The organism is Lysinibacillus sp. G4S2 (genome assembly GCF_030348505.1).
In the GTDB taxonomy this organism is placed as follows: domain Bacteria; phylum Bacillota; class Bacilli; order Bacillales_A; family Planococcaceae; genus Lysinibacillus.
In genome coordinates, this window is the sequence record NZ_JAUCFJ010000002.1 from 3,613,827 (window position 1) to 3,637,929 (window position 24,103).

Sequence of the window (24,103 nt, forward strand, 5' to 3'; positions counted from 1 at the left end):
GGCTGTCCGAAAGTGAAATATTCACATTATCGGCCAGCCTTTTATTTTTCCTTTTCAATATGAAACCTCCTGTAATGCTTACTCGTATAGTAAGTAAATTGGAGGTTTTTATATGACTACATTTACCCTTACCTACCCAAAAGCTTTCGAAAGCTTTTCAAATATTCCTATTAAGAATGAACAAAATGAGACAGTATGTTTGCTACAAAAAGTTGAACGTTCATCCGTTGGAAAAGTAATGAATGCTGTCATACTAGTAGCTGCACAGCAGTCTTTACCACATCGTTATGAAACACGTTCTACTTTAGGTGCACCTCTTTTTCAAGTGCAATCCACACTATTGACAAAGGGTGTCAGCCATCAGCTTATCATGCCAGATGGATCCATTTTTCCAATTCAAAGGAAGACGGTTCAATTACTTGAATCCTCCTACTCTTTTACAATGGATGGACTCGCTTTTCGCTTTGAAAAAGATTTTACATCTACCGCCTATTTATATTGCAATGATGAGAAAATAGCAAGTGCTAGTAATATAGAAACTGATCTCGTACGTACTGGTGTAGCTTTTAAGCTTTTTAACTCAGATGATACGCTTTTTGTTGCTTTGCTAGCAACTCTGTATCAAGCATTATTCTCAATGAGTAATTAGAAATATCACCATAACGTGGGTTAACTTCCGTTCCGACTAGGCCTTTGCCGCTGACGCTTCGCTTTCGCACAGATAAAACAGTTGTTGCTGTCGCTTTGCTTTCGCACAGATAAAACAGTTGTTGCTGTCGCTTCGCTTTCGCACAGATAAAACAGTTGTTGCTGTCGCTTCGCTTTCGCACAGATAAAACAGTTGTTGCTGTCGCTTCGCTTTCGCACAGATAAAACAGTTGTTGCTGTCGCTTCGCTTTCGCTACAGAAAACATTTGTTGTTGTTGTCGCTACGCTTTCGAACAGATAAAACATTTGTCGCTGCCGCTTTGCTTTCGCGCAGATAAAACATTTGTTGCTGACGCTTCGCTTTCACACAGATAAAACATTTGTTGTCGCTGTCGCTTTGCTTTCGCTACAGAAAACATTTGTTGTCGCTTTCGCACAGAGTAAAGCTTCCTGGGGGCTTCTAGTCGGAACGAACGAAGATCAACATATACAGGACATATAGTTTCATAAATGGATCTCCGATTTTTGATGATGAACCATAAAGGCTGGGACAAAACCTCATTTTTCTGCAGCGAAAGTGGGGCGGAGCGCAACGGCAGTGACAAAAATCTTTAATGAGCTGCAGTTTTGAGATTTATCGAGAACTTTTGATTGTTTATCGACCAACTTTATCGATTTATCAACCAACTTTTTTAATTTATCAACCAACTTTTGCAAAATATCGACATCTCCCTTCATGTAACACTCTCTGGCCGCACTGATAATTTACGTCGCTTATGACATAAGCATATTTTTTATTGATGTATCGGGCTTTTTAAGGTTTTGACCAGTTTTCGTCCCAGCCACTATGATATTAAAAATTATTAAGTAGCTTTTTTATTGCATCTACCACTATCGAAGGTGCATCATTTTGTATGTAGTGCGCACTATTTTCTACGAGAATAAATTCACTTTGAGTAGAAATTTGCAGTATTTCTTTCTGCATTTTATTCCACAGTTCTTGAGATTCCTTCGTATAATGATGTTTGTTACCTGCAGAAAGAACAATTAACGGCATGTTTAATTTTTTCTGATGGTCTTTTAATTGTTTTAAGCTTTCCTTAAATTCTTTATAATTGCCTTCGTATACAAATTGTTTCTTATACGCCTCTTGAAATTCCCTTGTCATAGTGGGAAGGAATCTTTCTTGGTAGTCCTCTGGAGTAGAATCAACCAATAACAATCCCGCAATTTCATTTGGATATTTACTGGCATATAGCCTTGCATTTACTCCACCAAATGAATGACCTACAAATATATATGGAGGTGCTATCTCCAATTTAATAAGAAGCTCTTTCAGTTCCTTTACCATTTCTCGACTTGTTCTAGGATTTGAACTTTTTTCACTTTTACCAAGTCCTGCTCTATCGTAAACTAACACTTCTGTAAATGCTGACACATCAGAAATTATAGAAACCCACCCTTTAGAATAATCACCATATCCTGCATCCATAACCACTGTAGGTTTACCATTTTTTTCACCTATCAATTTAGCATACATTTTAACATCATTAATTGGTACAAACATTTCTTTAGACATATTATCGTTTCCTCTGTTTTTTAACTTAGATTTCATCGAGTAATCAAGAGCTAGTTCTGCTTTTGCTAGAATCATTCAATATATTCCGGGACGCGAAATAAATTCGCTTTGTTTTGACACTTTTATGCCATCCCTCTAAAAGAGGAGTACACTAAAGAGGTAGAAATACTATACTTTAGGAGGCATTTATTTATGGATACAAAAGCAGCAGACATTAAAAACTTGATGACATTAAACCTTCTTGTACAAATTCTAGAAGAACGCGGTATTATGACAGACAGGGAATTAAAGGAACGTCTCACTAATAACGTTAAGCTTTCCTCAATGGATGCAGATTTGAAAGAAAAAGTCATTGAAGAAATAAAACATTAATGGAATGGATGACATTCCCCAAAAAATGGCCGCTTCTTAAGTGATGAAAAAACTTTAAGCGGCCATTCTTATTAAATTCCTACCTTTAGTTCCTTCACATGCACAGCAGTTCCAGTGATCGAAATATTTAATGTCCCTTTTTCATTTTTCACATGAACATGGACACGTCCATCCTTGCCAAGTTCCTGACCTTGTTCGATGATTAGCGTTTTAGGCAATTGTGCTTGTCTATCAATATACTCTGCAAAATAAGCTCCCATAACACCAGAGGCAGTACCAGTCGTAATATCTTCAATTGTTCCAGAGTATGGAGATGAAAAATGCCTTGCATGCATATCAGCACTCTTATCAATTGCCTCTAAACAAAAAGGATGCAAGGATGCTTTAGGCATTTCTTCTAGGATCGCTGGAAAATCTGCAGATTGAGGCGTCATTTTTTCAAAGTATGATAAATTTTTAATAGGGATTAGCAATGTCCAAATTCCGGTACTTCCATAAACTATCGGTAATTCAGGATGTATCGCTTCCTCTGTAAGTCCTATTGATTGTGCAAGTTTAGATTTTGAACCGTTAAAGGCTTCAAACTGAGGCGTTGCATGTTGCATGGTGATGTAAATTTGTCCTGCTTGTTGTTCTTTTATCTCAATTGGAAGAATTCCTGCTTTCGTCTCAATCGTTAGTTTTGACTTATCTTCTAGTAAACCTTTTGTTTTTAGTGCATAAAGCGTTGCCATCGTAGCATGTCCACATAAATTCACCTCATGTCCTGGTGTGAAATAACGAATACGTAAATCTGCTTTATCCGATTTTAGTGCAAAGGCTGTTTCGTTAAAGCCTACTTGCTTAGCAATAGCTTGCATTTCTATTTCACTATACTGATCTCCCTCAACGACAACACCTGCTGGGTTACCTTTATTAGGTATCGTGCTAAACGCATCGTAATGATGAACTGTAACAATTTTCATATGCTTTTTCCTTTCTCTGTAATGCTCTCTAGAAAGGCGGATACTTTAGCGTGTACTACCAAGTCTTTCAAATGGCCACAATACAAATTCTGCTGTTCCTAAAATTTTATCCTGCGAAACAAATCCGACTTCCTGCTTTCGACTATCTATGCTTCTACGACGATTATCTCCAAGAACGAAAAAATGCCCCTCTGGTACAGTCATTTCACCTAATTGTTCCTCTAGGGTGAAATCATAAGTAAAATTACCTTTATCACGTAATGCTTCTTTATATTCAGTTAAATAAGGCTCATCATAAGCTTTTCCGTTTATATATAAAACATCATCTTTATAGGCTATATGATCACCTGGTAAACCGATAATTCTTTTAATAAAATTTTCATCTTCTTTTGCTTCAAAAACAATAATATCGAAGCGGTCATAATTTGAGATTCGTGGTCCCACTTTATTAACAATTACTTTATCTCCATTTTCAAAAGTTGGCTCCATTGAAGCACCTTGTACAGCTACAGGAGATACAATAAAATAACGGACGCCCATTGTTAAGATAATTGCTAGTCCAATTGCTTTAAACCATCCCCAAAATTCATTCCTTGTTTGTTTTTCTGTCACACTTTACACTCCAATCCTTCTACTCTAATATCCAATTGTCTTACATTAATGGATACGAATTTCCTGCTAAAAAGTTTCATAAGTTCAAAGCATCGAAGCGGAGACATGACACGTAGTGGTATTGAATGATGTGTACCTCAGCGATTCTAAAAAGTTTTTTCTTTAAAAAAAATTGAAAGAATTAGCACGGAAGCTCTTTTACCAAAAATATTGCTAGTAGATGGTGTTCGTTCTCTATGTTTTAAAAGCAATGAATTTGTTTCCGCATAAAAAAAGCAATATGCACTTTTTTCGGTACATACTGCTTAAAGCTCTTATCGAATTGTTTTTAATGCTGTTGCCCAAGGAATAAGTTGATCTAACATTTGATTTACTGAATCTGTTTGTACATCCTTTGGTTTAATTGTGCCGTTTTCGAAGTCTGTAAATAATGATAAAGCAGGATGTACACGAACATCTGCTACTAATAATTCACCAAGAATACCACGTAAATGTTCAGCTGCTCTTGCGCCACCAACAGAACCGTAAGAAACAATACCTGCTGCTTTATTATTCCATTCGTTACGTAAATAATCTAACGCATTTTTTAATGCACCCGTAATGGAATGGTTATATTCTGCAGCGATAAATACAAAACCATCACAGGCAGCGACTTTTTGTGACCAAGCAGCTACTCCTGAAGTATCTCCTCCTGGCTCACCTAGAAATGGTAATTTAAATTCAGCGATATCAATTATTTCATATTCGGCATCACCGCGTTTTTCTGCTACTGCCTTTACCCATTCTCCAACTTGTGGACTTAAACGCCCCTCACGTGTACTTCCTAATATAACCCCAATTTTCAACATATTACTCCTCCTCATTCATCCCTCAAATTGTGACCGAATCATTCATTTGAATTTAAAAACGGTTTTCCTAGCCATGTTGTACAGGAATCCATTCCTTTATTCAATGCATAGATGGTTAATTTATTTTGAATTAAATTATCTTCAATCCAAGATAAAAATATCATACATTTATAAAAATTTCCAATTATTTGATTCGGAATCAATTATGCCTCGGCATAATGTGTTTGGACACCCGAAAGAAGTTAATTATTTTATCTTAATTGGTCTTTCTAATGCTACAAGTTCTTCCTCAATCGATGCATATTGTCTTTCTACAACATATTTTGCATCCGAAATAGCCGTATTATAAATATGCGGAGCAATGTTTTCCTTGATAAAGTCCAATACTCGCTCTGCTTCAAATTCTGTAATATCCTCATCTCGATTATTATAGAAAAAACGTTGAATATCAGCTATTATCGTTTCTTGCTGTTCTTTTGTTAAACGAATAAACATTCCACAACTCTCCTCTCATTGCAATTTATACTCACCTATCATATCACTCTAAAATTAATCCATGCATATACAAAAAGACTGAATTATATTAAATACTATAATTCAGTCTTCATATTCTCTATTATGTCAATTAATTAAAGAATCACAATAAATTATGTTGGGCTCTTCGGCAAAACGAGAGGTTGATTTCCCTTCCGGCGGCGCTTTCCTGGGGGCGTCGGATGAGCCGCTTCACTCGCGTTGTTATCTGACACCAGAATAACGTATAGTATTACAGCACTCGCCTTCGCTCTATATCCACATTCTACATTTTTTTAATTTACTGCTTCGTATCTTTATTATGAAGAAGTTGAATTTGATGATGATAGCATCATCGGGAGGTTAAGACAAACAAACATTGAATTTGAAGAGATTTAAAGAAAGATAACCTCTGGAATATTTCAATATTGGATCTTCATTTTGAAGAACGACAACCTCACTTGGAATAATGGAAAATTCAAGCGACCTAAGAGATATGTTTGTCAAAAGAGAAAATTAATATAATTTTAAAAGCCATCATTAAAGATTGAACTTTATCAAGTTTTGTTCAATTAATAACAAAACTTGATAATAGACCGGTAGCATAGGGTTCTCTAAAGAATTTATGAGTACTTAAATGTTCAAAATATTTTAAGTTTATTCTAACAACAGTTCTTTATTGCGATTTCGAAGAGAAAACAGTGAATGATTTTCTGAATTTCATCATTTTTTGTTCATTTAATGAAAAAAGTTGATTTTTAAATATTTATTGCTAATGATATGCTATTTATCATACCCGGGTAAAAGTAAGAGGTTGACTGATGTCCTGAATACACAGAAAATTCACACTCTTCCAAAGAACAGCGTTAATCAGTAATGGAGGTGATTTAAATGAACCCACATTTCCGTAATGGCGACCGCTAATATAGCGTGCTAGAACACTAAAAATATTGCAAAAATCCCTTTTATAAAAAACAAAACAGAAGAATCTACACTCTTTCTGTTTTGTTTCAATTCAAAAATAAGGTTTTAATTGGAGGAATATTTCTATGACCGAATTAAAGATAAAAAAGACTTTGCAGCCTTTAATTGTAGGAGAAAAAATAGTCTTTGGATTAGGCCAAGATGGAATCGAAAGATCAATAGAAAAAAGTGAAATGAACATTGATATTATAAAAGTATTAAATGGTGAGAAAGAACGTTCAGAATTAAAAATAAGCGAAGAAAAGTTTAATAATAAAATTAATGTTCTAAAGAATTTAGGTCTACTTACTACAAATGAATATGATAAAAAGTATAAATATTCACGTAATATAAACTTTTTCGAATGGATGGATATCTCGAATAATATAAACCCTTCCATTTATCAACAAAAATTAAATGAAGCACATGTTTTAATAGTTGGTTTAGGCGGAATTGGTTCGAATGTCTGCGAAATCTTAACTAGATTGGGTATTAAAACATTCACTATCATTGACAATGATGTTATAGACGAATCAAATTTAACTAGACAGGGTACATATTTCAAAGAAGATTTAGGAAAAAATAAAGCTGATATAGTTGATAAATATATAAAAAAAATAGATCCAAATGTAAATGTAAATAAAATTAATAAATACATATCTACCAAAGATGACTTAAAGGATATTTTCAAAGAATATAATTTTGATATTTCAATATGTTGTGCCGATACTCCAAAGTACAAAATTGACGTTTGGTTTGATGAATTGTCTATAGAATTTAATAAACCTTTTATTTCAGGATCATATGCTTCTACAGTTATAAATACATTTTGTATGAACCCAAATATAACAATTACAAGCTCTGAACTATATGGAGAACAAGGTGCTTCAAGAGAACAGCTTTTGGAAAACATATCATTCCCGACAAGTGTTATAGCTCCGATTACTTATATGGCTGCAGGATTAATTTCTTATCAAGCTCAAAGTGTCATTACACAACTAAATTATAAACCAGAGGCAATTCAAATCGACTTATTTGACTGGAACATATATAAATATGACCTTAGCAAAAAATAAAAACTTCATTTATTTAATTTCTGGAAGGTTAGCAACAAATTTCGGAGATAGCTTATATACAGTTGTTTTAACCTATATAACAATATCTATTTATAACTTTGGTGCCAGTGCTTTAGCTATCTTCGGATTAATAGCTTTTTTACCATCCTTAATGAATTTTGCCTTTGGAACTTTAATAGACAACTTTAAAAATAAAAAAAAATTATTAATTAGTTTCGAAATTATCCAATTAATATCTATAACTGGAATATTATTAACTGTGTACTTTAGATCAGATATAATATTAATTTTTTTATTGCATTTCATATTTTCATTTGCAAATACAATGATTTATCCAGCTCAATCAAGTTTTGTTCCAGAAATATTACAAAACAAAAAGGAAGATATTGAAAATTCCGTTTATATAATGAATATCACTAATAATACAGTTGATATAATATCAAACTTCCTCTCAGCAATTATTCTTATATATATGTCCGTAATAAGTATACTTGTACTTGATATATTTACTTTTGTATTATGTATAGCATTATTCTTAAAAATTTCGTATAAAAACATTGATAATACATCAATTAATGACAATCACTCTCAACAAAATCTTAATTACAAAGATAGCATTTTGTACTCATTTAAATATTTTTGGACAGAAAAAACACCTTCAAGAATTGTTGTAATGGAAGGTATTTTAAGTGGCCTTACAACCATGGTTATGCGAATTGTTGGTGTTTATCTAGTAATAATAAATATTGGAGTTGAATATTTAGGTATTCTTTTAGCTATCCAAAGGGGATCTGAGTTAATTGGAGTATTTCTCTCAAACCATATTAAGATGCCTTTTAAAAACTTTTTCATGATAGATTATCTGATTTCTGGTACAGCTATAACATTGATTGTCTTTACAGATAACATAGCAATAAAAACAGTTCTCTTTTCTTTAACATTTTTGTTAATTGGTATGTCAGGAACAGTTTATGGAAAAATGATCTATCATTTTTATGATTATAAACATATAGGTAAAGTTTCATCTGTAATAAATACAGTTTCTTCATCTGCCATTGTTGCATGTATGCTTATCCCTATGATTTATGACGATGTAGAAAAATTAATATTTATCACAGGAGTTATCACTATAGTATTTGGTTTATATCTTTTATTTTTTAACAAATCTAAAGATTCATTAGAAGACGTTTAAACGATGGCTTGGAACGGAAATTACCCTCATTTTTTGAGCACAACATTCTCAAAGATTTCCTTAAGCGTTTTATTTTCAACACAAAAAGGCTGAATTATATTACATAGATTAATTCAGCCTTTTTATTATTACTGGTTACATTTAAATGAATAGTTTGTTGATAGAAAACTCTTTTCCTTTGAGACGATAGCTTCTCCACCGTCTTTTTCACATTGCTCTGTCATTGCATCAATCTTTTTTGCATTCATCGAATTAGTCATAAATGTCATCCCTATTCCAAACACAGCAATCAGTAAACCAATCATAATCCATAACTTACCAGCTTTATTGCCAGCAGGTCTTTCACTCGACACATCTATTCCCCTCTCTTACACGAATAAAAACGGTTCTGTATGAATAGTAGACTGCACAAATTCAACAATAAATTTTTTATCCTCACACATTTTTGCCATCTTTTTAGCTACACCGGCAATCATCACTTTTTCCACATGATGACCTGGATCCACAATTTGAAGACCAATTGCTTGAGCGTCCTGTGCAGTATGGAAATACATATCTCCTGTTAAAAATACATCTGCTCCTGCACGCTTTGCAGAATAGATATATTTATTGCCGTCGCCACCGACAAGCGCAACTTTTTTCACTTTCGACTGTAAATCACCAACAACTCGGACAGCTGGTACATCTAGCTGCTGCTTTACAAATTGAGTAAATTCATGAAGGGTCATTTCTTGTGGTAAGAAGCCTACACGTCCTAAGCCCATTACATTTGTCTGCTGGTCTAGGCGAATGATATCATAGGCAGGCTCTTCATATGGATGTGCGTTTAACATTACCTTTAATACACGATTGTTTATAGATTCCGGAAATACCACTTCCACCTTCACTTCTTCTTCAACATGTAACTCACCAATAGAACCTACATGTGGATTTGCACCTGCTAGTGCACGGAAACGCCCTTCTCCCAACGTAGTATAGCTACATGCTTCATAATCACCAATACGACCTGCTCCAGCCTTTGCTAATGCCTCACGTAGAGCATCTGCATTGGCAGTCGGTATAAAAACAGCTAGCTTCAGCATATTTTCCGCATATGTTTCTTCTAAAATAGATCGATTTTCAAGCTGTAGAGCATCTGCTAGTAAATCATTGACACCACCTTCAGCTACATCTAGATTCGTATGTGCTGCATAAACGGCAATATCATTTTTGATAAGCTTTTCATATAAACGTCCAGCTGGATTGTCAGTACGAATATTCGCTAAACGTCTGAATATTGGTGGATGGTGTGCAATTATTAATTCACAACCTTGCTCGATTGCCTCTTGCGCCACCGCTTCATTAACATCCAACGTGACTAATACTTTACTGACAGGCTTGTTTAATGTGCCAATAGCAAGCCCAATTGGATCATTTTCCATACAAGCAAGCTTTTTGGGTGACCATGATTCGAATAATTGGATAATTTCCTGACCGTTTACTGTCTTCATCTCACAAAACCCCTTCCACTAAACTAAGTAGTGCGCCTAACTCTGCACGTTTTTCATCAATTTCAGGTGTTTGATCTGCCCCTTCAATGGACTTTAATACACGTTGCCAATTTTCTTTTTCACGCGACCATTTTTCAATAAATGCTGGTGATTTTCGCTGCATTAATTTTGGTCCAAATAAAATTTCTGGGTCTGTTAACTTCATTGGACCTCTTTGTAATACAAGAATTTCGTAAATTTTTTCGTCTTCTTCTAAAATCTCTTCATCCTGTATTGCCCAATTATGTGCTAAAGCCCATTCGCGTATCACCTTAGCATGAATATTCGGTTGCAAAATAAGACGTGTTACCCCTTGCAGCTTTTCAGGGTGCTTCTCTAAAATGGAAACAATAAGAGGTCCCCCCATTCCAGCAATAGTAACTGTATCTACGTGATCAGTTGTTTCCACTGCCGCTAAACCACTTGCAAGACGCACCGTAATTTTTTCTGTTAACCCTTCTTTTTGCACTTGTCCAACTGCTGATTCAAAAGGTCCTTTCACAACTTCCCCTGCTACCGCAGAAGAAGCAATACCTTTATGAATTAAGTAGCATGGTAAATATGCATGGTCGCTACCAATATCAGCTACAACTGCACCTGAGGGAACAAATTTTGCTACTGTTTCTAATCGTTTTGATAATTTCTGTGCGTTCATTTTTTACCGCCTGCCTTATATAGAGTCCATTCTTAGTATGTATGATGTCGTGAAAAAAAACAAATGGAGTTGCCTCAAATTTTGAGCAACCCCATGTTTCATTTGAAATGAAGATAAAATAAATTGTAGCTGTACTAATTACGCAATTTAACGCTTTTTTAGTACAGCTACTTTTTTTACTATTTTAGAGTTGAAATGTACTTAGCGATTTCTTTTGCTTCCGCTTCAGTTTTCATTCCAGGTTGCATTGGAGTTCCTTCGATACCGTTAGTTAAAACGTCAACGATACGAGCCTCATCTAAGCCATGTAAGTTTGGACCTACAGAACCTTTTAAGTCACCACCGTGACAGCCAATACAAGATTGTACTAAAGCTGAACCGTCATCAGTAGCTTCAGTCTTTTCGCCACCGCCCTCTTTTTCAGCAGCAATTTCTTTTTTGTCTCCTGAACCTGTTAAAGACATGAAGAAAATAAGACCAATACCAAATGCAAGAATTAAGATGTAAGGAACGACTGGATTGTTTTTCATATGTTTCCCCTCCTCATTGTAAATCTACTTCTATTATAATATAGAATCAGTCAACACCTAATATTGTACTTCATTAACCATGAAACGAAAAGCCCTATTCGCTAAGTTTTCCTTTGTTTGTAACAAATTCGACATTTCTGTAACTATTGGATAAAATATGTCTTGAAATCGCCAATATTTGGACTATCTATTAAAAATCTAGCTTCTTCACACAGTTATTTTTCCACTCTTTACGCTTTCATATACCTGAAATTAAAACAATTAATTAACTAAATAAGCTATACTATTATCTCAAAATACTATTATTCTATGATGAACAAGGTTTTTCCCAAAAAAAGAGATGCAAAAAAGAATCTGTAAGCTATATGAAAGCAAACAGATTCCCGTCATTAAAAAGAAGTTATACAAGGTGAATTCTTATGATAAGTTTATGATATAGTAGCCAATCAGTGCTAGTAATCCTAGAACACCTGAGACCGTGAAATAAAATAGCTTCATTTTTATACCTGACCAAAGCCAAACACCGCAATTTGCTGCAATCAAGCAAAACAATGCAATATTATTTCCATTAAAATATGTAGTGTAAATACGAATAGACATACTAAATAACAAAACCGCTGCTAATAAATGAAAAATAGGAGCTAATAAATCATTTTTCTGTGCCACCCGAAACGCTGTAATGAATAATGCTAGTGTAGCTATTCCAACGATTACCGTTAAAATTAACATTAATGAGGTTATTGTAAAATAGATAAACAGAAGAGCAATTATAGCGATACATATACCTGCAATTAAAAGTACCAACTTTCTCTTTTCTGAAGGTATTATAGCTTGTTTATGATGTATTGGATCTAGCTCCTCAAGATCAGCTCCTTCTGCGTAAAGAGCCGCTAAAAAGTCACAGTAGTGCTCCGGTAATAGCTTGTTCTGCTTCCAAAACAAAATCTCATTTAAGATTATTTTTTTTCGAGGATTTGTCATAGTGTTTACTCCAAACATTGCTTGATAATGGTTGTTATTACAATTTTATCTCAAAATCTTCAAAAACACATCTGTAAAAAGTAGCAAAAATATTAAAATTGTCTCATTCAAATTACTCGATATAAGTAATTATTGAAATAATATTTACTATGATTGAGATGAGATGAGAAAAAGGTTGGAGAGTAATTTAAGATTGAAGGGTTTTTTGGTGAGAAGGGGTTTCTACGGGCGCGCGGATTTTCGCTTCGCTTCCGCGGGTATTCTTCCCCGGCGCGCGGGTATTTCCTTCGCTTCCGCGGGTATTCTCCATCGGCGCGCGGGTATTTGCTTTGCTTCCTCGGGTATTCGCTTCGTTTCTGCGGGTATTTTCCCCTGGCGCGCGGGTATTCTCCCTGGGCGCGGATATTCGCTTCGCTTCCGCGGGTATTCTCCTCCGGCGCGCGGGTATTTCCTTCCCTTCCGCGGGTATTCTCCTCCGGCGCGCGGGTATTCGCTTCGCTTCTGCGGGTATTCTTCCCGAGCGCGGATTTTCGCTTCGCTTCCGCGGGTATTCTCCATCGGCCCGCGGGTATTTCCTTCCCTTCCGCGGATATTCTCCTAGTTTAATGTTCAGGTCGGTATAATAAGAGTTTAAAAAAGGGCCTTCCAATTAGTCATCACTAATTGGATAGCCCCAACATGTTTATCTTTATTCTAAGAAATCTTTTAAACGTTTGCTGCGAGAAGGGTGGCGTAGTTTTCGAAGCGCCTTCGCTTCAATTTGGCGAATACGTTCACGTGTTACACCAAATACTTTCCCTACTTCTTCTAATGTACGTGTGCGACCATCATCTAAACCGAAACGTAGGCGAAGAACATTTTCTTCACGGTCAGTTAATGTATCTAACACATCTTCTAGCTGCTCTTTTAACAATTCATATGCTGCATGGTCAGATGGAGATTGAGCTTCAGAATCCTCAATAAAGTCTCCTAAATGTGAATCGTCCTCTTCTCCAATTGGTGTTTCTAGAGATACTGGTTCTTGCGCAATTTTTAAAATTTCGCGTACTTTTTCAGGTGTTAAATCCATTTCTTCACCAATTTCTTCTGGAGATGGCTCGCGACCTAAGTCTTGTAATAATTGGCGCTGTACACGAATTAATTTATTAATTGTTTCAACCATATGCACTGGAATACGGATTGTACGTGCTTGGTCTGCAATTGCACGTGTAATTGCTTGACGAATCCACCATGTTGCATATGTGGAGAATTTAAAGCCTTTACGGTAGTCAAATTTCTCAACAGCCTTGATAAGCCCCATATTCCCCTCTTGAATTAAATCAAGGAATAGCATACCACGGCCAACATATCGCTTCGCAATCGATACAACAAGACGTAAGTTTGCTTCTGCTAGGCGTTTACGAGCTTCCTCGTCACCTTGCTCAATACGCTCCGCTAATGCGATTTCTTGCTCGGCAGAAAGTAAATCAACTCGCCCAATTTCTTTTAAATACATGCGTACAGGGTCATTTATTTTAACACCTGGTGGTACACTCAAATCATTTAAATCGAAAGTCTCTTCAGATGCTTCTTCTTTCATTAAGCTTTCTTCTTCAAATTCTTCTTTTCCGATAATTTGAATGTCTTTATTCTTTTCAAGATCCTCAGCAAAGTGGAAAATCTCTTCATTCTCCAATTCATAAGGCGCTAGTTTCTCTGAAATTTCTTTCATCGAAATTTCACCTTCTGTTTTTGCTTTTTCTTGTAGTATTTTTTTTGCTTCATCTAATGTAATTTCTACTTCTACCTCTTTTGAACGTTCTGACTTGTCCGCCATAAACCTTCCTCCTTCTAAACAACCGAATCGGGTTAAATCGCCGATAACGATTTTCTTAAATGAATAATCTGTTGGGCGATTTCAAGTGCACGTACATACTCATGCATCTTCTCCGCTTCCTTTGACTCATGCATCTTTTGTTGAATTTCTTGCTCAATTCTATATTTATGCAGCTGACGTATTGAGTCTGTGACCTCCGCTTCTGCTTGGTCGGGGTCTCGTTCTACTAAAGCCGCTTCCATAACAATTTTTCGTAATTCTGAGTCATCTAATATCTCAACAAAACGCTGATAATCAGGATGACCATATTCCTCATAAAATCCTACTAAGCGAACAAAAACTGCCATATAGGCATCTCGTACAAATGGCTCTTTTTGCTCACTACGTAATACCCTGTCCACTACATCTATATTATGAAGCATATGAGCTAGTAATAAACGTTCGGCACGTTCGGCTGCGTCCATAGGCTTATGTGACTGCGTGACCGGCATCGAAGGCGCCTGAACAGGCATTTCTACTTTTGTAGAACGTACCTGATTTGCCTCCAGCTTTCGGAACTGAGCATAAATTGCTTCTTCCGAGATATTTGTCTCATTCGATAGCTGTCTTATATACAAATCTCGTTCAACCGGTGAGGATCTACCTACCAATTGTTCAAGAACCTCTTGAATATATTGAAGCGTATCATTTTCAAATTGAAAGTTCTTATTTCGTCTAGCATGCATCATCATAAAAGCAATATACGCATGAGGATTTTCCAAAATTTGCTCTTTAAATGCTTGTCCACCTAAACTACGAATGTATTCATCGGGATCTAGCTTGTCTGGTAACACCGCAATATTGACTTTCATACGTTCCGTTTGGAGTAATTGTGCCGCTCTTTTTGCCGCATCAAACCCAGCATTATCACCGTCATAGCAAATCGTAATCTGCTCTACTAAGCGCTTTAGCTTTGTAATATGCTGATTCGTAAGCGAAGTACCCATTGTTGCTACGGCATTCGTTACACCAACAGAAGTTGCTGCTAAAACATCCATAAATCCTTCCATCAATACTACTTGACGATTTTTTCTGATTGAGGTTCGTGCTTTATCTAGGTTATATAGCACTTCACTCTTTTGAAATATTGGTGATTCTGGACTATTTAAATATTTTGCCTCTTCACCAGTCGATGAAAGGATTCGTCCTGAGAAGGCAATAATCTTTCCATTCTCATCACGAATAGGAAACATAATACGTCCTCTAAAACGATCAAAATAGCGCTCTTCCCCTTCTCGCTTGATGATTAAACCACTTTCTGCGATTTCTTGTAAGTTATAACCTTTTCTTTCAAGCAATATCGTTAATGCATCAAAGCTTGGAAGAGACCATCCAATGCTATTAGATTCTATAAGTTCCCTTGTAAATCCTCTTTCTAGCAAATAATTTAAAGGTTCTTCACCATCTTCCGTGTTTAACAGTAAATGATGAAAAAAATCTGCTGCAAAAGCGTGTGCTTCTTTCATCCTTTCTTCTGCTTTAGATACCTTTTTCGTTACTTCAGGTAAACTAGGCCCAACATCTAAGTGTATGCCAACACGTTCACCAAGTTTCACAACTGCGTCAGGAAAAGAAATACCTTCTATATCCATGACAAAAGTAATAGCATTCCCACCTGCACCACAACCAAAGCAATGAAAAATTTGTTTGTCAGATGACACAGAAAAAGAAGGCGTTTGTTCTCCATGAAAAGGACAGAGGCCAAACCAATTGCGCCCACGCTTTGTAAGCTGCATGTATTCGCTTATGACATCAACAATTTCCGATTGTGTACGAATCTGTTCAATCACTTCTTCTGGAATTTTCCCTGCCAAATCATCACCATCTTTAAATTACGTACTAAAACACAATTCGCTATCCGATTTAAAAATCCTTTATTTCTCGACAAAAAAATAGGATTTTTCTCTTTATAAATATTTTTACCACAATTTTATTATTATAAAACATAAATTAGTTTTTATCTATACTATTTTCAAAACCGACTCAAAAAAACCGCCTCTTACAACCGAGGTGGTTTATCGACATTCATTTCTTATTTACAGGTCGAGATATACTCAATAATAACATTTGCTGTTTCTTCTACAGCCTTGTTTGTTACATCAATAACCTTACAACCAATTTTACCGACAATTTTTTCAAAATGCTGGATTTCTTCTAATATACGCTTATGTTGCGCATAAATCGCATCGTCATTCAATCCAAGGGTCATTAATCTTTCTTTTCTAATTGAGTTTAATTTATCAGGAGAAATAATTAAACCGAAACATTTTTTTGGGTCAATCTTCAATAATTCTTCAGGTGGCTCTACTTCTGGTACTAAAGGTACATTCGCCACCTTATAACGTTTATGTGCTAAATATTGTGATAACGGTGTTTTAGAGGTACGAGAAACCCCAACGAGCACTATATCAGCCTGTAATAGACCACGTGGATCTCTACCATCATCATATTTTACTGCAAATTCAATAGCCTCAATTTTTTTAAAGTAATCATCATCTAGTTTATGAACGATTCCTGGTGCTTCTAGTGGAATCTCTTCCATAAATGTTGCCATTGTTTTTAAAGCAGGTCCTAAAATATCAATTGCATGTACCTTTTCTTGTTCACACAGTTCATGTAATAACGATCGCATCTCCTGTCGTACAAGCGTGTACACAATAACTGCCTGTTGTTTCTCCGCAAGACAAACAATTTTTCGGATGAGCTCCTCTGATTGAATATGAGGAAAACGCCGAATCACCGTGTTTTCCAAACCAGGTCGAAACTGGCTAATAACTGCTTTTGCTACTTGATCACCTGTTTCACCGACTGAATCAGATACAACAAAAACGCGTAGTCTTTTCATACTGTTCTCCTTCAAGTATTTAGACATTCTGTGCAAGTGATAAGAAAGCTCGTGTAATCGTCGTTTTTGTAAGACGACCGACGATTGTCAATCCGCCTTCCTGAGGCTCTACTACTGGTAACGAATCAACTTCTCGTTCAATTAGTTTATTCGCTGCGACAACTAAAGAATCTGATCTCTCACAGTACGAAATATTTGGCATACGTGTCATGATGATATGTACAGGGATTTTATTTAAATCCTGAGTACCAATACTTGTACGTAGTAAATCCTTGCGAGATAGTACCCCTGTCAAAAACTCATTCTTATCCACGACAAAGAGTGTTCCAACATCCTCTGAAAACATGAAGCAAATCGCATCATAAACAGTCATTGTTTCTGGTACTACAACAGGTCCTGAATGAAAATCTTTCACCTTTAAATTGTTAATACTATCCGTCAATGTAGCGGATGTTTTTTTACCTGAATAGAAATAGCCAACACGTGGTCTAGCATCTAAAAAGCCCGCCATTGTGAGTATAGCTAAATCTGGTCTTAAAGTCGCTCTTGTCAGACTGAGACGTTCTGCAATATGTTCGCCTGTGATCGGGCCGTTTTCTTTCACAATTTGTAAAATGTCTTCCTGACGTTTATTGAGTTCGATTGGACTCACCGCCTCAAATCTAATAGTGTTATACTTATGCTCAATTATTATATACTATTTTAATAATTATTGCGAAGAAAAGAACTACATGCTACAATATTGACACATACGCTTGCTCTAGTTGTATTTTCGAGCGATTTGCGTTATACAGGCGATGACGGGAAAAAAAGTATCTGTTCCATTTTAAAGCGAGTAGAAGATGGTGAAAGTCTACGTAGTAACAGAGAAAAGGCACTCCTTGAGCTAACTTTTTGAAAAGAGGTTTTAAACATCACGTTTAAAACAATCAGGGTGGAACCGCGGGTTTTAGCACTCGTCCCTGGGCATTTATTGTGCCCGGAGACGGGTGCTATTTTTAATTTAGTTCTTACTAAATTAAGAAATATCTCTGGCGAATTTGTTGATCAGTTTTATTAATTCGCTGAAAACTATGAAGGAGGCTATTTTTATGGCTAACAAATCAATGGAAACAATCGTATCATTAGCAAAGCATCGCGGCTTTGTCTTCCCTGGTTCTGAAATCTATGGAGGCTTAGCAAACACTTGGGATTACGGTCCACTAGGTGTTGAATTAAAAAACAATGTTAAAAAAGCATGGTGGCAAAAATTTGTCCAAGAATCAGAGCACAATGTTGGTATAGATGCTGCCATTTTAATGAACCCAAAAGCTTGGGTGGCTTCTGGTCACGTTGGTAACTTTAATGACCCAATGGTTGATTGTAAAGCATGTAAAGCGCGCCATCGTGCTGATAAAATCATCGAAGACGCTGCGCTAGCTAAAGGCGATGAAATCATTGTCGATGGTATGACATTTGACCAAATGAAAGAAACGATGGTTAAGTATGACGTAGTTTGCCCAGATTGTGGTAAAGCTGATTTTACAGATATTCGTCAATTCAATTTAATGTTTAAAACATTCCAAGGTGTAACTGAATCTTCTACTAATGAAATTTATTTACGCCCAGAAACTGCACAAGGTATTTTCGTAAACTTCAAAAACGTACAACGCTCTATGCGTAAACGTACACCATTCGGTATTGCTCAAATCGGTAAATCATTCCGTAACGAAATTACTCCAGGTAACTTCACATTCCGTACGCGTGAATTTGAACAAATGGAGCTTGAATTTTTCTGCAAGCCAGGTGAAGATCTTGAATGGCACGCATACTGGAAAGAATTTTGTAAAAACTGGTTGTTAAACTTAGGAATGAAAGAAGAGTCTATGCGTCTTCGCGATCATGAGGAAGATGAATTGTCTCACTATTCAAATGCTACAACTGATATCGAATTTAAATTCCCATTCGGTTGGGGCGAACTTTGGGGCGTAGCGGATCGCACAGATTACGATTTAAAACAGCATATGGAGCATTCTGGTGAAGATTTCACTTACATCGATCCAGTATCGAACGAACGTTATGTTCCATATTGCATCGAGCCATCTTTAGGTGCAGACCGTGTAACATTAGCATTCCTTTGCGATGCTTATGACGAAGAAGAGCTTGAAGGCGATGATAAACGTACAGTTTTACGCTTCCACCCTGCTCTAGCACCATTTAAAGCTGCAGTCCTACCACTTTCTAAAAAGCTTTCAGATGAGGCTACTGATGTTTGGGCAGAGCTTCGCAAAGCATTCCCAGTTGACTTTGACGAGTCACAATCAATCGGTAAACGTTATCGTCGACAAGATGAAATCGGTACACCATTCTGTATCACATACGACTTCGACTCAAAAGAGGATGGTCAAGTAACAGTACGTCATCGTGATTCAATGTCTCAAGTGCGTATGCCTATTACAGAAGTTAAAGCATACATTGAAAAACACCTTCAATTCTAATTTAATACGTATATATGGAGGGAGTCGCTTATCATGCGACTCCTCTTTAAATGCACGCCGCTTCGCTTTTGCACATAAAACACCTTTGTTCCAAGCAACTCATCAGATTTTCCCAGTCGGAACGGAGATCAACCCCACATTATAGTGATAGCTAATTTTTTACAGGATAGTATTCCCTCTATTCTCACCTTCATCTTTTTGATATAAATAAAGTATTATAGTTAATCTTTAAATAACAACAATTCACTACAATTCCAATCTATTAACATTCAATCTCCCAGCATCAATACTAAAATCTGTTCCAGACAAAAAAGTATTGTGACTATAAAAACATATGGAGAGACGAGTGCCCCTGTTTTTGCGATCCCATAGGTATAAGTGACAAGGAGGCTCAGGTCTCCCTCACTGAAAGCATCCTTACGTAACAGAAAGTGCAGTTAAATACATATTTTGGTGAAGAGTCAACGTCTGGAAGTTTGAAATTGTAAATGGTAGGATTATAGCAAAAGGCAATACTATAAAATTTTTTTGACTAACTTTGGAGGAAATAATTTGAAGAATCATCGTTTTTATCAAATCGCAATGGCCTCAGCACTAGTAACAAGTGCTATTGTAATTGCACCCTCGGCAACTGCTGCATCAGTATTCCCCGATGTAAATGCATCAACAGAGGAAGGTAAGGCTATTATTAACTTAGCCGGACGTGGCATTATTTCAGGCTACCCAGATGGCACATTTAAACCTGCTAATCTAATTACTCGTTCACAAGCGGCAAAAATTTTGGCCGGAATTTTAAAGCTCGATACGGTTCATGTAAAAAACCCTAATTTTAAGGATATAAAACCTGGCGATGAAAACTATGGTGCGATCGCTGCTTTAGCAAATGCAGGCATTATTAGTGGCTCCAATGGCTATTTCTACCCAACTAAAAATATTACACGTGGACAAATGTCAAAAATGATTGTGAAAGGTTTTCATTTACCAATCACAAATGGCGTTGACATTCCTTTCAATGATGTCAAGGCAGGCAGTGAATACGAACCCTATATAAAAACACTATTTGCCAACAGCATAACAAAAGGTACAACTCCTACTACCTTTGGACCGCAAAGTAATGTAAAACGCTCCCAGTTAGCATCGTTTGTTGTACGTGCTGAAAATGCTCAAGGTAACTCTACCGTTTATGCTAGTCAATTTAATCAAGACTATATCTTCGCTTCTTATGGCGGCATTAAGCCTGCAGAGGATATTTTTACCTGGGATGAAGATGAAGAAGATTATCTGACGGAATCCATTACAATTAAACCACTAAAAGAAGGCACAGGAAAATTAGTAATTACGGGCTTTGAGGAAGATACTCAAGATTTAAAAGATTTCTTTTACTTAGTACATGTGAAAAATGTAAATGGAAAGCTGCAAACAACACTTCAAGAAGTGAATGAAGGGGATTATGTAGAAAACTTACCGCTCAACTTATCAGAAAGCGGTTTAAACTTTGTCCCTACAGAGGTAAGTATTCAAACAGCAGATGGTCAAGCCTTATCTCCTGAATTGTATAATTTTAAATCAACTAATAAAACAGCTACACTTTCTATCTATAAAAATGGGCAATATACGCTAACATTCAGTAATGGTACACAACAACAAACGATGGTAGCTGATGTCGATACGTATGATTTCGTGCGCAGTATTGATTTGTACCAAATTACAGATGAGTTAGCGTTTTCAAATGAGGATCTATCGTTCGAGCCAACAAGTGTTGCTTTAGAAAAGTTAAATTTTGAGCCAGCAGCTGTGAAAGCTTCGATAAAGGAAAACAAAGTAAATGTTACACCACTAGCAGAAGGCACTTCTATTTTACATATTACAGGTAAAAATGGTGAAACTGCATACCTATATATTGAATTTCTAAAAATCGCTAATAAATGGGCTACTTCTTACGAATTTATGGATGATCAAGAAGAATTTTAAAGTAAAATGCCAGAAGATCAATGTTAATGGTCTTCTGGCGTTTTTTCTTGATCGGCACTTGTTCTTAACTGTAATTCAGGCGTTCTCTCAAGCTGCTCGATAAATTTTTTAGTCTTAAAACGAATTCCTGTTTGCTCTTCATAAATTGTTGAAATTATTTTTTTTATAAAATACTTTGTTTCTTTTTTTAATTCTAATTTCCCAATCTGGTCAATCGGTACAGTATAGAACATTCGAATAAGCTTAAGCTGAGTCGGTGTCAATCGAATGATATAGGGATCATGATGATAACAGCGATGACATAAAAAGCCTCCCTGTGTAAAGGAAAATGCAAATTCACCATCGACTGAACCACAAGTAGCACACGCATGTAATATAGGCTGCACTCCTGTATAGGGGAGCATTTTCCATTCTACGAATAATGTAATAGCCTCTGGGTCATAACCTTCCTCAATTGCTTGTAATGCTTGTAGGAGCACATCGAATGCAAATGGCTCAGCTTTTCCTTCTTCTACTACACGTTCGACAAGTTCCATTATATAACTTGCATATGCCGTTGCCATGATATCCTCACGAATATGGCGCATTGAATTAAGATGCTCACCTTGTTGCATTGTCCCCATACCAGTATGATGCTGTACCATAAACATGCCATACGTGAACGGCTGTGTCACAGATGCTAATCTACTGGAAGGCTTCTTGGCACCTCGAGCCATCGTAGCAACCTTCCCTGCTTCTTTAGTTAATAATGTGACAATTTTATTTGATTCCCCATAAGCTCGTACCTTTAGGACAATTCCTTCCCATTTATAAAGCACTAGTCCTCCTCCTTTCTACAAGCTTCGCATGAAAATAGAGCTCTCCAATAAATTATTGGACAGCTCCATTTAAAACTACAGCGACAAATAGGAATGCTGTAAAGTTGTTTCGAACATGATGTTGGTCACTCAGTAGTGCGTTGTTGTTGTTGTTGCTGTCGCTTCGCTTTCGCACAGTTAAATTGCCACAGGACGTGGCGTTTTTAGACTGAGTTCCTCTATTTCAGCGGATGTTTGGACACCCGCTGAAAGAAGTTAATATTCATCATCACGGAAACCGAAGTCGCGTAAATGTGTTGATTTATTTCGCCAATCCTTCTGTACCTTTACCCAAAGCTCTAAATACACTTTTGAACCAAGAAGCATCTCAATATCTTTTCGTGCACGAATTCCTACTTCTTTTAATAAGGCCCCGCGTTTACCAATAACAATCCCTTTTTGAGAATCTCTTTCCACGATAATTGTTGCCGCCACACGAATTTTATCTTCATTTTCTTCATCACGGCGAATTTTATCAATGACAACAGCAATGGAATGAGGAATTTCTTCGCGTGTTAAATGTAACACCTTTTCACGAATTAACTCTGAAATAATAAATCGCTCAGGATGATCCGTAACTTGATCTGCTGGATAATATTGCGGACCCTCCGGTAAGTATTTCGTTAATGTCGCCAATAGATTATCTACGTTATTTCCTTGTAAAGCTGAAATGGGAACTATTTCTGCAAAATCATAACGATCTTTGTAGCTTTCAATTATCCCCATTAATTCATCAGGATGAATTTGATCTATTTTATTGATAACTAGGAATACAGGGGTTGGATTACCCGCCAACATTTCTAGGATGAATTCGTCACCCTTTCCAAGTTTCTGCTCTGCATTTACCATGAACATAATAACATCCACTTCACGCAATGTATTTTTAGAAACCTTTAGCATAAAATCCCCTAGCTTATGTTTCGGCTTATGGATTCCTGGTGTATCTATAAAAATCATTTGGCTATCATTTGATGTTAGTACACCTTGTACTTTATTTCGTGTTGTTTGTGGTTTATCACTCATAATCGCAATTTTTTGACCAATAACACGGTTTAAAAATGTTGATTTCCCTACATTTGGTCGACCGATTATGGAGATAAATCCTGACTTATAGCCATTATTATTTTCCAGCATTCTCTAAATCCTCCGTTGTAAATGCAAACGGTAGTAATTCGCCTACAGACGTTACCGTGACATCACCTTTTAAGTTTGTTAAATATACAGGCATAGATGGCTTGCAAAATTCCATCATCACTTGACGACAAGCTCCACATGGCGCACAAGGTCCATCCGTATCAGCTACAATAGCAATCGCCTCAAAATCATAAATACCTTCTGACACAGCTTTGAAAAATGCTGTACGCTCAGCACAATTGGTCATACTATAGCCAGCATTTTCAATATTGCAGCCATGAATAACCTCTCCATTTTTCGTTAAAATCGCCGCGCCAACTTTAAATTTTGAATAAGGTACATAAGCCTTTTCACGCGCTTTTTTTGATTCTTCTAGTAATGCATGCATATCAATTGTCATCAATGTTCTCCTCTACTTAATCAATTTCACCTTGGCGTAATTGCGTCCGGATTTTGAGTTGTGTCCGCACAATTCAAAATCCGTGACATCCGCCTGAGTGA

27 protein-coding genes are annotated in these 24,103 nt (G+C 36.3%); 6 read left to right on the forward strand and 21 right to left on the reverse strand.

What is annotated here, in order from left to right; translation table 11 throughout:
• Window positions 1-112 precede the first annotated feature (112 nt).
• Complete coding sequence (locus QUF91_RS18505) at window positions 113-649, forward strand: tubby C-terminal domain-like protein (protein ID WP_289418996.1); 537 nt, start codon at window positions 113-115, stop codon at window positions 647-649.
• 20 nt (window positions 650-669) lie between these two features.
• Here QUF91_RS18505 and QUF91_RS18510 read toward each other — a convergent pair whose 3' ends face one another.
• The 4 genes from QUF91_RS18510 to QUF91_RS18525 all read right to left on the reverse strand — a co-directional run bounded on the left by QUF91_RS18510 (window position 670) and on the right by QUF91_RS18525 (window position 2,227).
• On the reverse strand, window positions 670-954 hold the full coding sequence (locus QUF91_RS18510; RefSeq protein ID WP_289418997.1) for a hypothetical protein: 285 nt from the start codon (window positions 952-954) through the stop codon (window positions 670-672).
• A complete protein-coding gene (locus tag QUF91_RS18515; protein ID WP_289418998.1) occupies window positions 930-1,085 on the reverse strand; it encodes a hypothetical protein in 156 nt (51 codons plus the stop codon). Before QUF91_RS18515 ends, QUF91_RS18510 begins: the two co-directional genes overlap by 25 nt.
• Before the next feature lie 121 nt (window positions 1,086-1,206).
• On the reverse strand, window positions 1,207-1,386 hold the full coding sequence (locus QUF91_RS18520) for a hypothetical protein (protein ID WP_289418999.1): 180 nt from the start codon (window positions 1,384-1,386) through the stop codon (window positions 1,207-1,209).
• Between the two features lie 115 nt (window positions 1,387-1,501).
• Complete coding sequence (locus QUF91_RS18525; RefSeq protein ID WP_289420100.1) at window positions 1,502-2,227, reverse strand: alpha/beta fold hydrolase; 726 nt, start codon at window positions 2,225-2,227, stop codon at window positions 1,502-1,504.
• A 192-nt stretch (window positions 2,228-2,419) separates the two neighbouring features.
• Here QUF91_RS18525 and QUF91_RS18530 point away from each other — a divergent pair, with 192 nt between their 5' ends.
• Window positions 2,420-2,599, forward strand: coding sequence for a hypothetical protein (locus tag QUF91_RS18530; protein WP_289419000.1), 180 nt, complete (start codon window positions 2,420-2,422; stop codon window positions 2,597-2,599).
• Window positions 2,600-2,670: 71 nt separating this feature from the next.
• Here QUF91_RS18530 and QUF91_RS18535 read toward each other — a convergent pair whose 3' ends face one another.
• The 4 genes from QUF91_RS18535 to QUF91_RS18550 all read right to left on the reverse strand — a co-directional run bounded on the left by QUF91_RS18535 (window position 2,671) and on the right by QUF91_RS18550 (window position 5,519).
• Window positions 2,671-3,564 carry a PhzF family phenazine biosynthesis isomerase gene (locus QUF91_RS18535; protein WP_289419001.1) on the reverse strand — a complete coding sequence of 298 codons (894 nt, stop codon included), beginning with the start codon at window positions 3,562-3,564 and terminating at the stop codon, window positions 2,671-2,673.
• A gap of 45 nt (window positions 3,565-3,609) precedes the next feature.
• Window positions 3,610-4,176, reverse strand: a complete 567-nt coding sequence (gene lepB / locus QUF91_RS18540) for a signal peptidase I (protein ID WP_289419002.1) — start codon at window positions 4,174-4,176, stop codon at window positions 3,610-3,612.
• 314 nt (window positions 4,177-4,490) lie between these two features.
• Entirely contained in the window at window positions 4,491-5,024 is a 534-nt protein-coding gene (locus QUF91_RS18545) for an NADPH-dependent FMN reductase (RefSeq protein WP_285394819.1), read from the reverse strand.
• A 246-nt stretch (window positions 5,025-5,270) separates the two neighbouring features.
• Window positions 5,271-5,519: a DUF2164 domain-containing protein gene (locus QUF91_RS18550; protein ID WP_285394818.1), complete on the reverse strand. Its 249-nt coding sequence runs from the start codon at window positions 5,517-5,519 to the stop codon at window positions 5,271-5,273.
• Window positions 5,520-6,586: 1,067 nt separating this feature from the next.
• Here QUF91_RS18550 and QUF91_RS18555 point away from each other — a divergent pair.
• Window positions 6,587-7,576 carry a ThiF family adenylyltransferase gene (locus QUF91_RS18555; RefSeq protein WP_285394817.1) on the forward strand — a complete coding sequence of 330 codons (990 nt, stop codon included), beginning with the start codon at window positions 6,587-6,589 and terminating at the stop codon, window positions 7,574-7,576.
• Window positions 7,557-8,768 (forward strand): MFS transporter, encoded by a 1,212-nt coding sequence (locus tag QUF91_RS18560; RefSeq protein WP_285394816.1) that lies wholly within the window; start codon window positions 7,557-7,559, stop codon window positions 8,766-8,768. The genes QUF91_RS18555 and QUF91_RS18560 overlap by 20 nt, the downstream gene beginning before the upstream one ends.
• A gap of 128 nt (window positions 8,769-8,896) precedes the next feature.
• Here the strand turns inward: QUF91_RS18560 and QUF91_RS18565 are convergent, their stop codons facing one another.
• The 9 genes from QUF91_RS18565 to ccpN form a co-directional block, all read right to left on the reverse strand.
• A complete protein-coding gene (locus QUF91_RS18565) occupies window positions 8,897-9,121 on the reverse strand; it encodes a hypothetical protein (RefSeq protein WP_285394815.1) in 225 nt (74 codons plus the stop codon).
• Window positions 9,122-9,136: 15 nt separating this feature from the next.
• A complete protein-coding gene (locus QUF91_RS18570; RefSeq protein ID WP_289419003.1) occupies window positions 9,137-10,258 on the reverse strand; it encodes a Nif3-like dinuclear metal center hexameric protein in 1,122 nt (373 codons plus the stop codon).
• Between the two features lies 1 nt (window position 10,259).
• On the reverse strand, window positions 10,260-10,952 hold the full coding sequence (locus QUF91_RS18575) for a tRNA (adenine(22)-N(1))-methyltransferase (protein WP_285394813.1): 693 nt from the start codon (window positions 10,950-10,952) through the stop codon (window positions 10,260-10,262).
• Window positions 10,953-11,131: 179 nt separating this feature from the next.
• Window positions 11,132-11,482, reverse strand: coding sequence for a c-type cytochrome (locus QUF91_RS18580; RefSeq protein ID WP_285394812.1), 351 nt, complete (start codon window positions 11,480-11,482; stop codon window positions 11,132-11,134).
• A 417-nt stretch (window positions 11,483-11,899) separates the two neighbouring features.
• Entirely contained in the window at window positions 11,900-12,463 is a 564-nt protein-coding gene (locus QUF91_RS18585; protein ID WP_289419004.1) for a hypothetical protein, read from the reverse strand.
• Window positions 12,464-13,151: 688 nt separating this feature from the next.
• The gene (gene rpoD / locus QUF91_RS18590) at window positions 13,152-14,279 is read right to left on the reverse strand and encodes an RNA polymerase sigma factor RpoD (RefSeq protein ID WP_285400179.1); all 1,128 of its coding nucleotides are present in this window, start codon (window positions 14,277-14,279) and stop codon (window positions 13,152-13,154) included.
• A gap of 32 nt (window positions 14,280-14,311) precedes the next feature.
• Window positions 14,312-16,132 (reverse strand): DNA primase, encoded by a 1,821-nt coding sequence (gene dnaG, locus QUF91_RS18595; protein WP_285400180.1) that lies wholly within the window; start codon window positions 16,130-16,132, stop codon window positions 14,312-14,314.
• A 218-nt stretch (window positions 16,133-16,350) separates the two neighbouring features.
• Window positions 16,351-17,163, reverse strand: a complete 813-nt coding sequence (locus QUF91_RS18600) for a pyruvate, water dikinase regulatory protein (protein WP_285400181.1) — start codon at window positions 17,161-17,163, stop codon at window positions 16,351-16,353.
• Between the two features lie 19 nt (window positions 17,164-17,182).
• On the reverse strand, window positions 17,183-17,815 hold the full coding sequence (gene ccpN / locus QUF91_RS18605; RefSeq protein ID WP_285400183.1) for a transcriptional regulator CcpN: 633 nt from the start codon (window positions 17,813-17,815) through the stop codon (window positions 17,183-17,185).
• A 439-nt stretch (window positions 17,816-18,254) separates the two neighbouring features.
• Between ccpN and QUF91_RS18610 the strand changes: the two genes are divergently transcribed.
• Both QUF91_RS18610 and QUF91_RS18615 read left to right on the forward strand, forming a co-directional pair.
• The gene (locus QUF91_RS18610; protein WP_285400184.1) at window positions 18,255-19,640 is read left to right on the forward strand and encodes a glycine--tRNA ligase; all 1,386 of its coding nucleotides are present in this window, start codon (window positions 18,255-18,257) and stop codon (window positions 19,638-19,640) included.
• 552 nt (window positions 19,641-20,192) lie between these two features.
• Window positions 20,193-21,611 carry an S-layer homology domain-containing protein gene (locus QUF91_RS18615; RefSeq protein WP_289419005.1) on the forward strand — a complete coding sequence of 473 codons (1,419 nt, stop codon included), beginning with the start codon at window positions 20,193-20,195 and terminating at the stop codon, window positions 21,609-21,611.
• A 23-nt stretch (window positions 21,612-21,634) separates the two neighbouring features.
• Here QUF91_RS18615 and recO read toward each other — a convergent pair whose 3' ends face one another.
• The 4 genes from recO to QUF91_RS18635 form a co-directional block, all read right to left on the reverse strand.
• Window positions 21,635-22,429 carry a DNA repair protein RecO gene (recO, locus tag QUF91_RS18620; protein ID WP_285400187.1) on the reverse strand — a complete coding sequence of 265 codons (795 nt, stop codon included), beginning with the start codon at window positions 22,427-22,429 and terminating at the stop codon, window positions 21,635-21,637.
• Window positions 22,430-22,481: 52 nt separating this feature from the next.
• Entirely contained in the window at window positions 22,482-22,604 is a 123-nt protein-coding gene (locus QUF91_RS18625) for a hypothetical protein (RefSeq protein WP_289419006.1), read from the reverse strand.
• Between the two features lie 80 nt (window positions 22,605-22,684).
• Window positions 22,685-23,602, reverse strand: coding sequence for a GTPase Era (gene era / locus QUF91_RS18630; RefSeq protein WP_289419007.1), 918 nt, complete (start codon window positions 23,600-23,602; stop codon window positions 22,685-22,687).
• The gene (locus QUF91_RS18635) at window positions 23,589-24,002 is read right to left on the reverse strand and encodes a cytidine deaminase (RefSeq protein ID WP_142509859.1); all 414 of its coding nucleotides are present in this window, start codon (window positions 24,000-24,002) and stop codon (window positions 23,589-23,591) included. Before QUF91_RS18635 ends, era begins: the two co-directional genes overlap by 14 nt.
• Window positions 24,003-24,103 lie beyond the last annotated feature (101 nt).